16 protein-coding genes and 2 pseudogenes are annotated in these 16729 nt (G+C 68.7%); 5 read left to right on the plus strand and 13 right to left on the minus strand.

What is annotated here, in order from left to right:
- Positions 1-644, plus strand: a 644-nt coding sequence (locus tag ABZ904_RS43540) for a 3-methyl-2-oxobutanoate hydroxymethyltransferase (protein ID WP_359408705.1), incomplete at its 5' end; no start/stop codon positions are given.
- A gap of 8 nt (positions 645-652) precedes the next feature.
- Positions 653-1507 (plus strand): alpha/beta hydrolase, encoded by an 855-nt coding sequence (locus tag ABZ904_RS43545; RefSeq protein ID WP_361829658.1) that lies wholly within the window; start codon positions 653-655, stop codon positions 1505-1507.
- 88 nt (positions 1508-1595) lie between these two features.
- On the opposite strand, the gene ABZ904_RS43550 is transcribed toward ABZ904_RS43545, so the two are convergent.
- Together ABZ904_RS43550 and ABZ904_RS43555 are read right to left on the minus strand one after the other, a co-directional pair.
- Positions 1596-2039: an RpiB/LacA/LacB family sugar-phosphate isomerase gene (locus tag ABZ904_RS43550; RefSeq protein ID WP_361002931.1), complete on the minus strand. Its 444-nt coding sequence runs from the start codon at positions 2037-2039 to the stop codon at positions 1596-1598.
- 3 nt (positions 2040-2042) lie between these two features.
- Positions 2043-2975, minus strand: coding sequence for an ABC transporter substrate-binding protein (locus ABZ904_RS43555; RefSeq protein ID WP_361829660.1), 933 nt, complete (start codon positions 2973-2975; stop codon positions 2043-2045).
- Positions 2976-3020: 45 nt separating this feature from the next.
- Between ABZ904_RS43555 and ABZ904_RS43560 the strand changes: the two genes are divergently transcribed.
- On the plus strand, positions 3021-3611 hold the full coding sequence (locus ABZ904_RS43560; RefSeq protein WP_361829662.1) for a hypothetical protein: 591 nt from the start codon (positions 3021-3023) through the stop codon (positions 3609-3611).
- Between the two features lie 79 nt (positions 3612-3690).
- On the opposite strand, the gene ABZ904_RS43565 is transcribed toward ABZ904_RS43560, so the two are convergent.
- The 8 genes from ABZ904_RS43565 to ABZ904_RS43600 all read right to left on the minus strand — a co-directional run bounded on the left by ABZ904_RS43565 (position 3691) and on the right by ABZ904_RS43600 (position 12149).
- The gene (locus ABZ904_RS43565; RefSeq protein ID WP_361829664.1) at positions 3691-4962 is read right to left on the minus strand and encodes an FAD-dependent oxidoreductase; all 1272 of its coding nucleotides are present in this window, start codon (positions 4960-4962) and stop codon (positions 3691-3693) included.
- 158 nt (positions 4963-5120) lie between these two features.
- On the minus strand, positions 5121-6719 hold the full coding sequence (locus ABZ904_RS43570; RefSeq protein ID WP_361829666.1) for a hydantoinase B/oxoprolinase family protein: 1599 nt from the start codon (positions 6717-6719) through the stop codon (positions 5121-5123).
- Positions 6720-7055: 336 nt separating this feature from the next.
- Positions 7056-8600 carry an ethanolamine ammonia-lyase reactivating factor EutA gene (locus tag ABZ904_RS43575; protein WP_361829668.1) on the minus strand — a complete coding sequence of 515 codons (1545 nt, stop codon included), beginning with the start codon at positions 8598-8600 and terminating at the stop codon, positions 7056-7058.
- Positions 8597-9733, minus strand: coding sequence for an ethanolamine ammonia lyase-activating protein (locus ABZ904_RS43580; RefSeq protein ID WP_359408687.1), 1137 nt, complete (start codon positions 9731-9733; stop codon positions 8597-8599). The genes ABZ904_RS43575 and ABZ904_RS43580 overlap by 4 nt, the downstream gene beginning before the upstream one ends.
- Positions 9734-9783: 50 nt before the next feature.
- Positions 9784-10158: a transposase gene (locus tag ABZ904_RS43585; RefSeq protein ID WP_361829670.1), complete on the minus strand. Its 375-nt coding sequence runs from the start codon at positions 10156-10158 to the stop codon at positions 9784-9786.
- 765 nt (positions 10159-10923) lie between these two features.
- Positions 10924-11055 (minus strand): hypothetical protein, encoded by a 132-nt coding sequence (locus tag ABZ904_RS43590; RefSeq protein ID WP_359408681.1) that lies wholly within the window; start codon positions 11053-11055, stop codon positions 10924-10926.
- A gap of 12 nt (positions 11056-11067) precedes the next feature.
- Positions 11068-11346, minus strand: a complete 279-nt coding sequence (locus ABZ904_RS43595) for a nuclear transport factor 2 family protein (RefSeq protein ID WP_361829672.1) — start codon at positions 11344-11346, stop codon at positions 11068-11070.
- A complete protein-coding gene (locus tag ABZ904_RS43600) occupies positions 11262-12149 on the minus strand; it encodes a hypothetical protein (protein WP_361829674.1) in 888 nt (295 codons plus the stop codon). Before ABZ904_RS43600 ends, ABZ904_RS43595 begins: the two co-directional genes overlap by 85 nt.
- 38 nt (positions 12150-12187) lie before the next feature.
- Between ABZ904_RS43600 and ABZ904_RS43605 the strand changes: the two are divergent.
- Together ABZ904_RS43605 and ABZ904_RS43610 are read left to right on the plus strand one after the other, a co-directional pair.
- Positions 12188-12316, plus strand: a pseudogene (locus ABZ904_RS43605) (hypothetical protein); the annotation flags it as partial.
- Between the two features lie 115 nt (positions 12317-12431).
- Positions 12432-13646, plus strand: coding sequence for a cytochrome P450 (locus tag ABZ904_RS43610; RefSeq protein WP_361829676.1), 1215 nt, complete (start codon positions 12432-12434; stop codon positions 13644-13646).
- Between the two features lie 37 nt (positions 13647-13683).
- Here ABZ904_RS43610 and ABZ904_RS43615 read toward each other — a convergent pair whose 3' ends face one another.
- The 3 genes and pseudogenes from ABZ904_RS43615 to ABZ904_RS43625 form a co-directional block, all read right to left on the minus strand.
- Positions 13684-14082, minus strand: coding sequence for a hypothetical protein (locus ABZ904_RS43615; protein ID WP_361829678.1), 399 nt, complete (start codon positions 14080-14082; stop codon positions 13684-13686).
- A gap of 461 nt (positions 14083-14543) precedes the next feature.
- Positions 14544-15023: a hypothetical protein gene (locus tag ABZ904_RS43620; RefSeq protein WP_359408668.1), complete on the minus strand. Its 480-nt coding sequence runs from the start codon at positions 15021-15023 to the stop codon at positions 14544-14546.
- A 107-nt stretch (positions 15024-15130) separates the two neighbouring features.
- Positions 15131-16243, minus strand: a pseudogene (locus tag ABZ904_RS43625) (IS256 family transposase); the annotation flags it as partial.
- Positions 16244-16729: the final 486 nt, after the last annotated feature.

Consider the following 16729-nt stretch of genomic DNA (forward strand, 5'->3'; position numbering starts at 1 on the left):
CGCTGGAGATCACGATGGAGGAGGTCCTCGTCGTCGCGAAGGCGGTACGACGAGGCGTCAGCCGCGCCCTGCTCAGCTGCGACTTCCCGTTCGGCCCGCTCCAAGAGGGCCCTGCCAGTGCCGTCCGCGCCGCGATCCGGCTGGTCAAGGAGGCCGGCGTCGACCTGGTCAAGCTCGACGGCGCCTCGGACTTCCCGGAGGCCGTGGAAGCGGTGACCCGCGCCGGCATCCCCGTCTTCGCGCAGTTCGGGATCACCCCGCAGACCGCGCTCAAGTACGGCATCCAGTACTCGGCGGCCAGCTCCGTCCAGGTTCCCGAGGAGATGCTGGACGAGCTCGTCGCCGAGGCCAAACGACTCGAGTCAGCCGGCGCCGTCGCGCTCAACTTCACCAACTCCGGTCCCGTCGTCGGGCCCGCCGTGGTCGAGGCGGTGTCCATCCCGGTGCTCGGCGGCTTCGGCGGCGGGCCATGGCTCGACGGCCGGATCCGGATGACGACCGCAGCGCTCGGATACTCGGCCGCCAACCTCGACAAGGAACCGGACACCTACCTCAACATCGCCCGCCTCGCCCACGACGCGCTCAGCCAGTGCGCCGCCGACATCCGTGCCGGCCGGCAGATCCGCGGCGACATCAAGATCTAGGAGCCGATATGCCCTTCGTCGACCTCGATGGCATCCGCACCCGCTACGAGACGGTGGGCCAGGGTCCGGCGCTGCTGATGTTCAGCCCGGGCGGCTTCGACTCGGGCCTGGAGAACTGGACCACCTTCGGCCGCTACCGGGACCTGGGGTTCGTCGACGCGTTCGCGCCGTACTACACCTGCGTGGTCTTCGACCGGCGGGAGGCCGCTCGGTCGGGCGGCAGGGTCGAGCGGCTCACCTGGGAGAAGTACGTCGACCAGGCCCTCGGGCTGCTCGACCACCTCGGCATCGACTCCGCCCACGCGATGGGCGGCTGCGTGGGCTCCTCGACGGCGGCCGCGCTCGCCGTCGCGGCCCCGGCCCGGGTCCGCAGTCTGGTGCTCTTCTCCCCCGCCGGCGGGCCCCGCTACCGGATGGCCCAGCACCGCCGCTTCGTGCAGCACCTCGCGTTCGCCAGCGAGCAGGGTCTGGGTGCGGTCGTCGACCTGGCCCGCTCCACGACGGCCGGCTTCAGCAAGGACCCGCGCGTCGGTCCGTGGGCGGCTGTGCTGCGCACCGACGAGGACTTCGCCGCGGCCTACGCCGCCGTGGACCCGGCCCGCTACGAGCGGATCGTGACCGGCACTGTGCGCGGGCTCTTCGACCGGGACACCGTCCCGGGTGTGGAGCCGGAGGACCTGATGACACTCGACGTACCGGCGCTGATCGTGCCCGGCCAGGACGCCTCGCACGCCCCCTCGGCCGCGCGCTATCTGGAGGAGTGCCTGCCCGTCCACGAGTTCTGGGACGTCCCGGTGGCCGAGCAGACGGCGAAGACGGCACCGGCCCGCATCCTGGACTTCCTCCGGTCCCACGGCAGCTGACGGGTCGGCAGGTCCTGCTGCGGAAGGGGGAGAGGCCGCAGGCCTCTCCCCCTTCCGCTTGTCGCGCAATCGACCCGCGCCGGTGTGTTCAGCCGTGCTGCTCAAGGGAGCTGATCTGCGCCACGCGGGCCGCGTGCACGCCGCCCTTGAACGGCGTGTCGAGCCACAGCGCGAGCAGTTCCTCGGCCTCGTCGTCGCCGAGGACCTTGGTGCCGAGCACCATCACATTGGCGTCGTTGTTGCCGCGGGAGATCTCGACCGCGAAGCGGCTGTAGGCCAGCCCGGCGCGCACGCCGCGCATCTTGTTGCAGGCGATCACCTCGCCCTGGCCGCTTCCCCCGATGACGATGCCGAGGTCGTCGTGGCCGGAGCCCACCCGCCGTCCGACCTCGGCGCACAGGGGCGGGTAGTCGACGGTCTCGGCCGTGTGGGTACCGATGTCGGCGACCACGTGGCCATGCACAATGAGCCAGTGGGTCAGCCGGCTCTTGAGGAGGACGCCGTTGTGGTCGGCCGCGATCACCACCCGCATCCGTCAGCCCACCAGGTCGAGGGTCGAGGGCGCGAAGAGGCTTTCCAGCGGAACCGGTTCGGCGAGGATGTGCTGCCGTATGGCGTGGCCCATCAGCTCTTCCAGGACCGCCCGGTTGGGCTCGATCCCGTAGGGCAAGGGGTCCGCGCCCATCTCGGCCAGTACGCGGGCGTACATCCGGTCGGTGGCGTTCTCCACCGTCCCGGCGCGGAGCTGCTCGATGTAGCGCCGCTTGGACTCGGCGAAGGCCTCGAAGACGGCGGTGGCGATCCCGGGTTCGGTGGCCAGGACGTCGTCCTTGACGACGACGAGATGGTTGATCGGGTAGAGGCCGCGCTTGCGCAGCGCGGCACAGCCGGCTTCCTCGGGGTCGGGGACGAGCGGTGTGAGGTCCGGGTCGTCCGTGGCGACGCCTATCACCGCGTCCAGCTCGCCTTCCTTCAGCAGGTCGATCAGGGTGCGGTCTTCGGGTGCCGAGACGACGTTCGCGGGCGGGCGGTAGTCGGCGACGTGCTCGTCGCCGGAGCGCACCCAGGTGACCGAGTCGAGGTCGAGGCCGCCCTCGGTGTCCAGGATCGCCCGGCCCCACACGCCCGTGGTGACCGTGTAGCCACGGTTGACGCCCACGCGCCTGCCGGCCAGCTGCCCGGCCTCGGTGATCGAATCGTCGCTGCGCACCAGGATCGCGCCGTGATGGAAGCCACGGACCAGGAAGACCGGCAGCGCGGTGAAGCGGACGCCGTGCTCGCGGGCGCACAGGTAGGTCGTCAGCGCCATCTCGCTGACGTCGTAGGCCAGATTGCGGACCATCTTGCGGAAGCCCTGGACGAGGACCGCCTCTTGGGCGAACTGGAGAGGGAAGCCTTGGGGAACGACGTCGGCGTCGATGACGGCTCGGTTGTTGCCTTGTGCTCGGGTCAGAGTGACGTAGTTCACTGGACTATATTACTAATGGAATTACCATTTGCCTATCCGGGAGACATGAGCGAAACAGTGCGCACGGCGGTTCGCGTCGCGCCCGGCACGACTGAGATGCAGGAGTTGCCTCTCCCGGCGATCGACGAGGACTCGGCGCTGTTGCAGGTCGAGGTTGCGGGCATCTGCGGCACCGACGTGAAGATGCCGGACGTCGGTCCTGCACGCCCATCCCCGCTCGGCCCTGCTCGGCGGGCTGGCACAGGTGCCGATCCGCCCGGTCTTCGGCGCCTACGGCATCCCGGCGTTCCGGCTGGCCGACGGCGGGATTCCCGTCACCCGCACGCGGGCCTGATCCGCACCGGTGCCGCGGGCGCACAACTCGCCCGCACCCTCGGCGATTCCGCCGCCGTCCTGCGGCGCGGCCACGGCGTTGCGACGGTCGGCGGGGACGTACCGCAGGTGGTGAGCCGTCTGGCGCTGGACGAACTGCTGGGGGTCAGTGTCGAGTTGGCCCGGCTGGGTGCCACGCCGCTCGAGGTGAGCGAGGCGGACCGCGAGGACCTGCCCGATCTCGGGGCGGCGTTCAGTGAACAGGCGCTGTGGCGCCACCACCTAGGGCGCCTGGAGCTCCAGGGCCTCGCGGACGTCGGCTGACCCACGGCCGGCAAGAGCCGGGAGAATTGGAAAACTCTCCGGTGGGCGGATCGAAGCCGCCCACCGGAGAGTTCACTTTTCAGGCGAGCGTGGCCGAGGCACTCATCAACTCCTTGAGGGAGACGGCCTCGTCACCGACCCGGTCGGCCGGCAGCGTGCCCCCGTCGCCGAGGACCTTCCGTACGGCCATGTAGTCACGGGGCGCGTTGACGGAGTCACACGCGATGAGCCGGCCGACCTTGTAGTAGAGGACCGAGAACCGCTCGGTCACCGGATCGCCGCGTACGACGCAGTCGTCGTAGCCCGTGGAGAGGCCGGCGATCTGGAGCTTCAGGTCGGCCTGATCCGACCAGAACCACGGCACGGAACGCGTCTCGCTGCTGTGCCCGAGCAGTGAGGCGGCCGCGACCTGCGCCTGCGCCACAGCGTTCTGCACCGACTCGATTCGCACCTGGCCCTGCCGGGTCAGCGGGTGCGGAAGAACCGTGCAGTCACCGGCTGCGACGATCGCCGGGTTGCTGGTCCGCGCGTAGGCGTCGACGACGATCCCGTGTTCCACCCGCAGCCCCAGCTGCTCGGCGAGCTCGGTGCGGGGCTCCAGACCGACGCCCACGACCACCACGTCCGCCGGGAGTGTCGTGCCGTCGCTCAGCTCCACCGCCTGTACGCGCTCGGAGCCGGTGAACGCGGTCACCATCGCGCCGAGGCGCACCGTCGTGCCCCGGCGCCGGTGCGCCTCGGCGTAGAAATCGGAGACGGCGGGGGCGACGGCGCGGGCCATCAGCCGGTCGGCGGCCTCCACCACGGTGACGTCCTTGCCGGCCGCGCGCGCCGCGGCAGCCGCCTCCAGGCCGACGAATCCGCCGCCGACGACCACGACACGTTCGGCGGCGTCCAGTTCGCGACGCAACGCGAGCGCGTCGTCGACGTCGCGAAGGTAGTGGATACCGGCCAGATCATGACCGGGTACGCGCATGCGTCGGGGCGTGCCGCCGACGGTCAGGGCGAGCTTGGTGAAGGCGAGCCGCCGGCCGTTGCGCGTCAGCGCCTCGCCCGCACCGGCGACGGGATCGGTGAGCCGGATGCTGTCGACCCATTCACCACGGATCAGCTCGATCGCGTTGCTCGCGTAGAAGCCTTCGTCACGCAGCGCGAGCCCCTCCTCGGGGAGCTCGCCCTTGAGGAACCGCTTGGACAGTGGGGGCCGCTGGTACGGCGGGCGCACCTCGCCGCCGAGCAGCGTGATCGGGTCCGTCGCGCCCAGCTCCCGAAGGCTCGTCGCCAACTGAAGACCGGCCTGACTGGCACCCACGATCAGCGTGCCAACGCGTTCCGGGTCGCTTGAATTCACCACACCTCCCTTAAAGGTCTGATGTTAATACCTTACCTCAGGGCATGCCTTCCCTCAACTGCCGATCTGCGGGGCCCGCAAACGCCGCGAGGGTGCCCGACACCGGCTTGTGACCGGGTCGGACACCCTCTTGACCGCCCTGTGTGCGGCGCTTGCTCTCAGTCGAGTCCGTAGACGCTCGCCGCGCGTTCAGGGCTGACCAGCCCCTGGGCGACGTCGGAGAGGACCGCTTCCCGCGCCCGTTCGGTCGGTACGCCGAAGCCGCCTCCGCCCATGCCGGTCACATGGATGACATCCACGTTGCGCAGTGAGTTGTGCAGCGCCTTCGGTTGCTGGGGCAGCAGCTCGGACTCACCCGACAGCTCGTCGAACGAGGGCACGTGGTCGGCCAACTTCTCCCAGACGTCCGAGCCGCGCTCGATGACAACCGAGGCGGGATTGCCGCCCTCGACGCCGGCGGCACCGTAGTCCCGGCCGATGCAGCAGGTCAGGTCGTTGGCCTCGCCGACGCCGTAGAGGACCCGTGTCCACTCCCCGGCGAAGCCGCCGCGGAACTCACCGGCACCCTCGCTGTCCGGGACGATGCCCCGCGAGCGATACAGCACCGGGTAACGAAGCTCGTACGACTCCACGCTGGGCAGGGCGGTGTTGGTCGACCCGGCGATGTTGGCCACGTCGATGCCGTCGGCGTGCCGGCGGGCGCCGCCGCCGTGCATGGTCGAGTCGCCCTTCATGCTGAACCAGCGCTGCTCACGGTCGCGTCCCGACCAGGACGCCTCGGTGAACGCCCAGCCCCACTGAGCCTGCGCCCGGAACTCCTGGTCCGAGCCCATGACCGCCTGGCTGATCAGGCCGAGCGCCAACTGCTGCGCCTTCCAGCCGGCCAGCGTCGAGGCGCCCGAGGTCGGTACCGGGAACTGCGCGCTGAGCAGCGTGCCCGGCGGGATGGTGATGTCGATCGCCCGGAACGTCCCCTCGTTCACGTCGAGGTCCGGGAACAGCTGACACGCCAGGATGTTGTGCATGTTGGCCACGGTGCACGGCTCGGCCGAATTGATGAACGTCCTCGACTGCGGGTCGGTCCCACTGAGATCGAACCGGAGCGTGTCGCCGTCGACGTCCAAGGTGGCGCGCAGCCGGTAGGCGTGGTCGTAGTCGAGGAACTCCTCCCGCTCGTAATGGCCGTCGGGGAGGTTCCTGATGCGCTCCCGCGCGGACTGCTCGGCGAGGTCCAGTGAGATCTCGCACGACTCGCGGTACGCGTCGAGGCCGTACTTCTCGATCAGGCTCTCGAGCTTCGCGCCGGCCGCGAGGTTCGCCGAGATCTGCGCCCGCAGGTCCATGTTCTGGTAGCGCGGCATGCGGACGTTGTCGGAGAACAGCTGGAAGATCTGCTGATCGATGACGCCCTCGCGGACCAGTTTGAGCCCTCGTATGTTGATGCCCTCCTGGTAGGCATCGACCGCGAGCGGCGCGCGTCCCGGGCTCATCGCGCCCATGTCGACCTGGTGGATGGCGTTGCCCACCCACCCCGCCAGCTCGTCCTCGACGAAGACCGGCGCCATGACCGCCACATCGAGCGAGTGGAGCGCCCCGGCAGAGGAAACATCACCGGCGATCGCAAGGGTGTCAACCCCTTCACGTGCCGCAAGCTCCGAGCACTCCTTGGCCGTCTGGGCGTCCCGGTCGACGCAGGCCACCGCCGCCCCCGATTGGGCCAGAAGGGTTGCCACCCGCTGCCCGATGTTTGGTCCCACGCCGGCCACCAGCGCGCCCTCAGTGAGGGCGCAAGATGCCGTCAAGGATCTTGATGTGGGGGGCCTCAAGCGTCGGACGATATGCCCGAGACCGCCTGCAAGTCCATAGGTTCACACTACAAACATTTCGGTTATGCACCCGGCGTCCGAAGTCGCCGCCCAGCATCCACGAATGGATCATTGATCTAACCGTTGACGAGATGCTGCAGACGGGCTTCGCACGGGTCAATAAGCCCACCGCACTTCCTGCTCGATCCCTGCGAGATCAGCCGAAGAAACGCCTCTGACCTGCCGAAAGGCAGGTCAGAGGCGTTGGTCCCGGGTGTGTGGACGCGCTCAGTCGGTGGCGTCCATGTCGTTGAAGACCAGCGATTTGATCGTCACCGGCACGGTCCCCGAGGGCTGCCGCACGCGCCCGAGGTCGACGTAGTCGAAGTCGCGCAGGAACAGGCCGTCGAGGATCAGGAGATCGTTCTCGACGCCCAGCTCGTCGCACAGGATCCGGCCGAGCGTACGGGCGATGTCGCCGTCCACCACGAGGTAGAGCCGCTCACCGGCGGCAATCCGCGCCGACAACCCCTTGACGATGCCCTCGCCGAAGGCGCGCAGCCGGTGATACTCCGGGTCACCGGTCCACGAGAGCGCGACAGCGAGATCGCCGTCGTGCCGCGTGAACCGGTATAGGTGCTCCTCGAGCGCGCCGGCCACCGCTCCGGAGTCGACGGCATAGCCGAGAACATACGTGGGCCGCGCCACCGGAACGTTGCGCCGGGGAAGGGTCCGCTCAGCCGAGTCGAGGTGACTGGTGATGCCGCTGAGCTGCACGGTGTACTGCGAGGCGCCGAGCACTGTCGCACGGATGCGCTCGGCCGCCGGGAGCATAGGTGCGGGCAGGAGTCCGCCCTCGGCGCTGCGCCGCAGCTCACCGCCGAGCCGACGGCCGAGGTCGCCGAAGTCGGCGGTCTGGGTGCCGTAGACGTACTCCGCCACACCGCCCGAGAAGACGATGCCGTCGAGCCGCTCCGGAATGCTCAGTGGCTTCGTGAGCCACAGCCCCTCCGTCGCCTCGGTGTGCCGCCCGCCCAGGACTCCCAGCAGTTCAGCTGTCATGAGCGCTGCCACGTCGTCGAGTTGGTCGTCGGTCACCGGCGAACTGAGCACCAGGTCGTGCCCGGCCCGCAGGGCATGCCGGCGGCCACCGGGCTCGATCCGGGCGACCACGCCGTCGGCGACGGCGATCAGACGGCCGCCAACGTGGAACGCCGCCGTCTCGACGATCCGCCCGTCGTCCACCAGCGTCAGCTTGGTGGTGCCACCGCCGATGTCGACGTTGAGCAGGCGGCTGTGCTCCCGGCTCGACGCCCTGACGGCCCCAGAGCCGTAAGCGGCGAGCATGGCTTCCATGTGATGACCGGCCGTCGCGCAGACGAGGTCGCCCGCGCACTCGCTGACCACCTCGGCGATCGCCTCGGCGTTGCGGCGGCGCAGTGCCTCACCGGTCAGGATGACCGCACCGGTGTCGATCATCTCGGGCGTGAGACGCGCCTCGGCGTACGCCTCGTCGAGGAGTACGCCGAGGCGGACCGCGTCGATCTGCAGGTCCGTGCCGAACGGCGTCAGGTGGACCGGCGACTCGTAGAGCGACTCGCGCCGGACCACGACGTACCGGCTCGTGAGGTCCTCACTGAGCCGCCGCAGATGGAGCCGCGAGAACGCGAGCTGGGTGCCCGAGGAGCCGATGTCCACGCCGACGCTGTACAGCGTGACGTTGTCCTGCTGCCAGATCGGGTTCTCCTTCAGCGGGACGTCCGGCTCATCGTCGTGGTCGTGGTCACGCCCGGGGCCGCCGCCGTGGTCGTAGTGCTCCTGACCGGTGCTCATGCGGTCGCGGTGCTCTCGCCCGGCTTCGGCGGCAGGTCCTCCAGCTCCGCCGCGTAGGCGGCGTCCATCTGCGGGGTCAGCCCCTTCTGGGCAAGGGCTTTGGCGAAGGTGTCACGGACGATGGCGGACTCGTCGGCGTAGTCGATCTGATCGCCGCCGATCCGCTGGCTGATCCAGGCCTTCGGCACGCCCTGGGCGTTGCGGATCGAGACCACCTCGTGCTTGAACGCCAGATACCGGGCAGGGCTGTCACCGGTGTTGAAGTGCTGGTGGAACCACATGTTGGGCGGGACTATGAGCGTGCCCGGCTTCCAGTCGTAGCGCTTCGGCTCCTCCCCCTCGGGCCACATCAGACTGAAGCCCTCACCGCTCATGATGATGACGTGGGCACCCGGGCCGTGCCGGTGGCCCTTCTTGTACGTGGCGACCGGGAACTGCGAGATGTGGCTGTTCATGGAGCCCTTGGCCATCATGAAGCGGATGTGGCCGCCGCCCGCGCCGCGCTCCTTGGCGTGGATGAGCGGAAGGTTCACCGCGTCCGCGACGAAGTTCGTCTTCAGGAGCAGGCCCTCGACCTCGTCCTTGTCCGCGAAGTAGTCGGGCTCGCCGTTGAAGCGGCCGACGAAGTCGTGTTCGGTGCCGAAGACGAACTCGGGCTCGTCGTACATGTTCAGCACTGGCGGCATGTTCGTCGAGGAGACGAACCGGGCGGCGGTGGTCCCCGAGCCGTTGAAGTGCTGGTGCCAGGTGTTGAGCGGGATCGCGAAGATGGAGCCCGGGCCCCACTCGAAGGTCACCTTCTTGCCGGCGTCGTTCCACACGCTCGTGGAGCCGTGGCCCGAGAGCACCATGATCATCTCTTCGAAGAGCTGGCGCTGCGGGGCCAGCTTGCCACCGGCGGGGATCTCGCACACGTAGCAGTCGTTGGACGTACGGGATGCCTCATGGTTGATGAAGACCCCGCGTCCACCGCGCCGATCCCAAGGCTTAAGCTCGACCGTATTGAGGTCGGGGATGTAGTGGGCCGAGATGATGTCCAGGCCCTCACCGCGCACCCACGAGACATACGGGGTGTCCTTCTCCCGGGCGAAGTTCTTCGCCATGCTGTCGGAAACAAGCGCGTCTCTAGCCACAGAAACCTCCACGTTGAGTGGTACAACGGTAAGACCAATGCGCTATCGCGTCAACAAACCTGGGCTACTGCGATCCAGGCTTCCGGCAGCCGCCCCATGCGCAGCAAGTCCGCCAGGTCCGTGGCGTCGCGGATGTCGTTCTTCACCCGCCGGTAGGCGAACCCTTTCACGCCCAGCGGGTGTGCCAGGTGCACGCGTGCACCGGCAGCCTGCAGGACATCGGCCGCCCAGTACCAGCCGTAGGTGGCCTCCAAGACCACGTCTGGATCGTGTCCGGCCTGTTCGATCTGCAGACCGAGCGCCACCGGATCGTTGAGGATGCGCACCGCACTCAGTTGAACGCCGGCCTCGGTCTGACGCACAATCACGGACCTCCTGTGGTGCAGGTCGACACCGACGTACTGATGTCCGTTGTACTCGCTCACCTGAGGGCCTCCTTCGCCGTCACGCAGTAGGTAACCGGGACCTACCCAGGCACCCACGGGGGGCGGTGACTTCGCCCCTTCATCGCATCAATGGGTCCAATGATGGGGATACGAAGGCGGCTGTGCAGTGGGCGGTTGAGGAGGGATCGGTGTGAGGCGCCATGTATCGGTCGATCCATGCCGCCGCGGGTGCGGGCACCGGGTCGGTTCAGGCGCGCCGCGCGGGACCGCGCCAACGGCCCGCGGGGGTGTCGTGCCAGGCGCCGGGTCTCGCCGGCTCATCGATGGCGTCCTCGACCGCGTCGGGGCCACGCAGGAGCCGGTCCGGCGCCGCAGCTGCGCAGATCCGGATCAGCAGCCCCGCGGGTCGTCGTATTCAATGAGCTCGACGACGGCGTCGTCGAGTTGCATCCAATCGGCGGAAGAGACGCGGATGACGGTGACGCCCTCGGCCACCAGGGCGATGAGCCGCCGTTCGATCCGTCGACGACACCGATCGGTGAGCCGGTTGCTGCGCTCCCCGGTCGCACCCCGCGGCGCTCCACCGCTGGGACAAGGAATCGCCGATCACGGCATGCAGCGTGACCGCGCGGCAATGCGAACACCTCAACCAGGCGCACCAAGGAAACTCACCGGCCGCAGGAGTACGGACGTCCACCGGCCTCCTGCCGCGATAGGACTGCCCAACGGTTCGGAGCTGCCCGCACACACAGCACAGCGCACGATTCCGCGGCCATGCCCCGGGCCGACGGCCGGTCCCGGCACTCACGCGCGCACCCAACTGCGGCCGTGCCAGAGGTCGACGCACGTCGCACAGTCATCCGCGCCGGGCTCACTGGCCTCGTCGATCCGGACCAGGTCGCCCCGCTGCACGATGAAGTTCTTGTCGCCCGGCACCGGGAGGTGGTCCTACATCGACCAGATCGTCGTGGCGTTGTCCTCGTCGACCACGTCGATCTCGACGGTGCGGCCGTGGTGCACCGAGAAGCCGTAGAGCCTCTTCTTCTTGAGCGACTCGAGGTAATCGCCGAACACCGCCGCGAGTTGAAGCGGGAGCCAGGTCCACACAAGGTCCTCGGTGAACACGCCGAGGAAGTCCTCGGTCATCCGCAGGTCGGTGTAGCGGGAGTACCTGGCCTTCGTCTCCTTGGTCTGCTCGCGGGCCCACAGGATGTCGATCTTGTCCATGCCACCCCTCGTCGTCGGGCGGGGCAGGGTGCGATCAGCGCGGCACCACGCGCTCGCCGAGCTCGTCCCAGCGCTCCTTGACCGCGGAGACGACCTCCTCGCTCGCGAGCCACTCCGGCGACCGCAGCAACTGGGTTGGTCTCGCGGTAGCGCACGTAACGGTCCGGGTCGAGGGACATGTACGCCGCGAGCCGGTCGGAGAAGTCGGCGGAGCTGGGATCGACCCGGCGGGACTCTCCGTCGACCGTGTACTCGCCCCCGGGGATGCGGTGGTCGAGGGTGTTGGAGGAGTTCCAGCAGAACTTGATGAGCTGGTCGGCGCGCGCATAGAAGCGGCCCGGCAGGCCGGAGAGGTCTCCGGGGTGTTCGGCGAGCTGCGCGTCCAGCTCGGTGCGCAGGTCGGCCGCCTCCTGCGCGGCGGCGGTCATGCCCTGCCCGTAGACGGGGTTGAACCCCATGCACGCGTCGCCGATCGCGAGGAAGCCCTCCGGGCGCTGCGGCTTGGCGAAGTCGCGCAGGCGGCTGCGGGTGTCGCGCCACATCGCGATCTTCTCGGGGGACTCCACCTCGGCGAGGGCCTTGTCGATCTCCGGGACGCCGATCGAGGAAACGAACTTACGTAGTTTCTCCTCGGTCCGCGGTGGGTGGTCGCCAGCCGAGCCCTGAACCGTGAGGATCCAGCGGCGCTCGCCCTCGACGACCCACATCGCCATCGCACGAGAAGCCGACTGCGGGCTGAGCGCGCCCTCGCCGAAGGGCTGGACGGCCAGCGCCCGGAAGCCGGGATCCCAGTCCTCGGGCACCCGACGGGCGAGTCACCGGCGTCCGCACGGCGACCGGGCGCGAGCTCACGGCCGACCTGGTCATCGACGCCAGCGGTCGGTTCTCGCAGTCCGTGGGGTGGCGACCCGGGCGCCGTCGGCCACGAGCCGGCGTCGACGCAGGAGCCCGCACTGTTGTTAATATCTAGGTGCTATTGTGCTAGAACATCATTAGATCAAGGGTTCCGTCCAAGAGGAAGCCTCAGGCGAAGAGCCGCGGACGCGACGGGCTACGCCTGGGGGCGTCGCCGAGAAAGGACCACCATGAACACGCCGCAGGATGTCCCCGTCACGGACTTCGACCATCACTCCCGAGCGTACGCCGAGCGACCGTTCGAGACTCTCGCCACGCTGCGGAGGGACATGCCCGTCGCCTGGTCGACGGCCCACGGTGGGTTCTGGGTCGTCACCGACCACGAGCACGTCATGGCCGGATTCGCCAACTACCAGACCTTCTCCTCGGTGCGCGGACCGGCGATCCCGGCGCACCCGTTCGGCACCCGGCACATCCCGGTTGCCATTGATCCTCCCGACCACGCGATGTACCGCAAGGTGCTCAACGCGTGGTTCAGCAAGGCGGCGATCGAGTCGCGGCAGCCGAAGATGAAGGCGATGGTGGAGGACATCGTGCGAGCGCTTGCGGCACGCGGCAGTTGGAACTTCGCCGACGACCTGGCGAACGTCTCACCGGGCGCGGTGACCCTCGACATCCTCGGGTGGGACCCGGACCAGCGGATCCCGCTGCTCGACGTCATGACGTTCGGGCTGGTCAACATGGCCAGCACGGACCCGACTGTCGTCGACAGGAACGCAGAAGGCAACCGCTGGATCCGCGAGCAGATCATGCGCGAAGCCGATGACCGTCGGGCCGATCCGCGTAACGACCTGATGACAGTGCTGGCGACCGAGCCCATCGCCGGGGGCGAGATGCTGTTGGACGCGGAGCTCACGGACATGGTTGTCCTCCTGCTCTTGGCGGGCTTTCACACCACGTCGGGCGCCCTCACCTCGCTGCTCGTCCACCTCGAGGAGCATCCGGATCTGCGCCGACGCCTGGAGCGCGACCGGGACCTGATCCCCACGGCGATCGAGGAGATCATCAGGGTCTACACCCCTGCGCCGCCCATCGCCCGGAGCGTGACCGCCGACACCGAGTTCGGGGGCGTTCCCATGCGAGCGGGCGACTGGGTCCTCTTCGTCAACCAGGCAGCCAACCGCGACCCGTCGAGCTTCCCTGAGCCGGACGTCGTCGACCTCGACCGCAACCGGTCCAAGAGCGTGGCGTTCGGCTGGGGCGTGCACCGTTGCCTCGGCCTGCACATGGCTCGAACCATTCTCCGGCTGGAGGTCGAGGCGATCTTCGACCTGCTCCCGGGCTACGAGCTCGACCTGGACGCCGCGGTGCGAAGCGACGCCATGGGACAGGGGTACTTCTTCACCTCCCTGCCGGCGCGTCTCCCGGCTGCGGCCGCCCGCTGAGAGGCGTGGACCCTCTCGCGAGCATGCTGCGTCGCGTTCATGACCAGCCGGTCTGGGCGACGTCGCACGCGTGAGCACGTCGTCTGCTCGGGCACTCGTGGTCGGAGGGACCGGCCCGACCGGCCCGCACCTCGTCCGCGGCCTGGCCGCGCGCGGGTACCAGACCACCCTCTTGCACTGCGGCACGCACGAGCTCGCCGGCTACGAGCACCTCCATGCCGACCCGCACTTCCGAGAGTCGCTCGACGAGGCCATCGCCGGGCGCGAGTTCGAGGTCGTCGTGGCGACGTACGGCCGGATCCGGCTGGTCGCCGACGCGGTGGCCGGCCGGTGTGCGGAGCTCGTCGCGGTGAGCGGCCTGCCGGTCTACCCCGGCTACCACGAGCCGGGCCGGCGGCACCCGCACGGCATGCCGGTGCTGGTGCGCGAGGAGCACGCCGACGCCGGGCGCGCGGCTCCCTACGAGGAGCCAGGTCCGTGGCGTCGCGGATGTCGTTCTTCACCCGCCGGTAGGCGAACCCTTTCACGCCCAGCGGGTGTGCCAGGTGCACGCGTGCACCGGCAGCCTGCAGGACATCGGCCGCCCAGTACCAGCCGTAGGTGGCCTCCAAGACCACGTCTGGATCGTGTCCGGCCTGTTCGATCTGCAGACCGAGCGCCACCGGATCGTTGAGGATGCGCACCGCACTCAGTTGAACGCCGGCCTCGGTCTGACGCACAATCACGGACCTCCTGTGGTGCAGGTCGACACCGACGTACTGATGTCCGTTGTACTCGCTCACCTGAGGGCCTCCTTCGCCGTCACGCAGTAGGTAACCGGGACCTACCCAGGCACCCACGGGGGGCGGGGACTTCGCCCCTTCATCGCATCAAGATCTGTGGATCAAGCCGTGGCCTTTAGTCGCCAGACCTGCCCCAAAAGGCGATCACCGTGTTCGCCCCGTCGGTGTCCTTCAGCGGCCGGCACCACGCTGACCAACGCGGCATGTCCCACGGTTCCTCCGAGCCTGGGTGCCGTCCGGCGTAGCGCTCCTGGGCTCGTTCGAAATCCCTTCGGGTCGGCTCCGCAGTTCCGAAGAGCTCGATGGATTCCTCGTCCGACAGTAGGCGCACGGTGTGGGAATCGTCGTACGCCTCGGCGTCGATCACCTCCCACACGTCGATGATCGTGTGTGTACCTTCGCTGCCGAAGGTCTCGTCTTCCCATAGGGCATCGAGGTCGTCGACGGAGGTGAACGACTGGCCTGCGGGCTGCAGTCCGTCCCAGTACGTTCCGTGGACGAAGAGCCTTTCGAACTCGCGCTGTCGCACGGTGGCCAAGGCCGCGGCGACATCTCCGGCATAAGGCTCGATGTACTGCCATGATGATGCGCCCACCTCAGCTCCTGCCCTTTCGCGACCTTCGGTCCTCGGTACGGACCCTACCCATCGGCTTGGGCAGCGCGGTGGGCGTTCGGAGTCCGCCCAGCACGCCGAATGTTGCCTTACACCACCCGGTCCCGGCGCTCGACCAGCAGGCCGCGTTCGAAACGGGCTCCGGCGCGGACGAGGGCGACGAGGCGGGGTGCGTTGACGGCTCGCCACCGCTGCTGTACGGACTCCACCAGCTTGAAGACCATAGCCAAGGCGGCGGCCGGGCTGCCGGCGCCCTTGGTGACCTTCGTGCGCAGGCGGACGGTGGCGAACGTGGACTCGATGGGATTCGTGGTGCGCAGATGGATCCAGTGCTCGGCGGGGAAGTCGTAGAACGCCACGAGCTCGTCCACGTCGTCGGTGATCTTCTTGACGGCCTTGGGAAACTTCGCGCCGTAGGTCTTCTCGAACGCCGCGACCGCCCGGAGCGCGTGGTCGCGGTCCTCGGCGTTGTAGATCTCCTGCAGGGCCTTCTTCGCCCCGGGCTGGGCGGACTTCGGGAGGACGTCGAGCACATTTGCGATCTTGTGAACCCAGCACCTCTGATGCCGGGATTCAGGGAACACCTCGGCCAGGGCCTTCCAGAAACCGCGCGCGCCGTCGCCGACCGCCAGGACGGGAGCGCGCATCCCGCGACGCTGGCCATCGCGCAGCAAGTCGATCAGGGAGTCGGCTGATTCACGGTAGCCGTCGCCCATGGCGATCAGTTCCTTGGTGCCGTCCGCGCGCACGCCCATCAGCACGAGCACGCACGACCTCGCCTCCCGCAGGCGTATGCGCAGGTGGATGCCGTCGGCCCACACGTAGACGTAGTCGCTGCCGGACAGGTCGCGCTCGCCGAACGCCTGGTGGTCGGCCTGCCACTGCTGGGTGAGCCGAGTGACCGTCGCTGGTGAGAGGCCAGCCGTCGAGCCGAGGAACTGCTCCAGCGCGGGCATGAAGTCGCCTGATGACAGGACGTGCAGGTAGAGCAGCGGCAGGACCTCGCTGATCTTCGGGGACTTGCTGCACCACGGCGGGAGGATCGCCTAGGAGAACCGCTTGCGCTCGCCCGTGGCCCCATCGACGCGCTTGTCGTTCACCCGCGGCGCCTTCACCTCGACCGCCCCGGCCGCGGTCGTGACCTTCCTCGGCTGGTGGTAGCCGTTGCGCACCACGAGCCGGTGGCCCTTCTCGTCGCGTCGTCAGCAGGGAGGTCGGGACCGCACAAATGGTGGTGCTGCCGGTCGCACAGGCCAGGCCAGCTAGGCGCATCAGCGCCACCGTCTACGACCTGGCGAATCAGCGCCCATGGCGCAGGCTTGACCACGCCCCCACAGCCCCGACCACGACGGCCAGGCCCCGACCACAGCAGGTCACAGTGGTACGCGCCCGTCCGTCCAGAATAATGCGCGCAGCCACGTCCTGCAAGGACGCAGCCCTACGACTGGTCACCTGAGCAACCCCGTTGCGGAGTGTGTACGCAGCCAGACAGGGCCTGAACGCAAACTCCCCGCAAAGCTACGGGCCTGCGCAATCCAGCCTCCAAGGCGTTACGCAGACTGCGGCCAGGTCAGCCTGGCCGCCACCCGCCGACGCGTAAGGCTGCAGGCCACAACCAAAGTCGAGTTTCCACCGGTGACTGCGGCAACGGCTCCCGAAAGGCACGCGGCAACCCGCTGCCCACCGTG

The organism is Streptomyces sp. NPDC046900 (genome assembly GCF_040644975.1).
Taxonomy (GTDB): Bacteria; Actinomycetota; Actinomycetes; order Streptomycetales; family Streptomycetaceae; genus Streptomyces.

Bases quoted from the DNA above. Each gene is read 5' to 3' on its own strand.
- ABZ904_RS43545 (WP_361829658.1), top strand. From the start codon at position 653: ATGCCCTTCGTCGACCTCGATGGCATCCGCACCCGCTACGAGACGGTG.
- ABZ904_RS43550 (WP_361002931.1), bottom strand. From the start codon at position 2,039: ATGCGGGTGGTGATCGCGGCCGACCACAACGGCGTCCTCCTCAAGAGC.
- ABZ904_RS43560 (WP_361829662.1), top strand. From the start codon at position 3,021: ATGAGCGAAACAGTGCGCACGGCGGTTCGCGTCGCGCCCGGCACGACT.
- ABZ904_RS43575 (WP_361829668.1), bottom strand. From the start codon at position 8,600: ATGAGCACCGGTCAGGAGCACTACGACCACGGCGGCGGCCCCGGGCGT.
- ABZ904_RS43595 (WP_361829672.1), bottom strand. From the start codon at position 11,346: ATGGACAAGATCGACATCCTGTGGGCCCGCGAGCAGACCAAGGAGACG.
- ABZ904_RS43610 (WP_361829676.1), top strand. From the start codon at position 12,432: ATGAACACGCCGCAGGATGTCCCCGTCACGGACTTCGACCATCACTCC.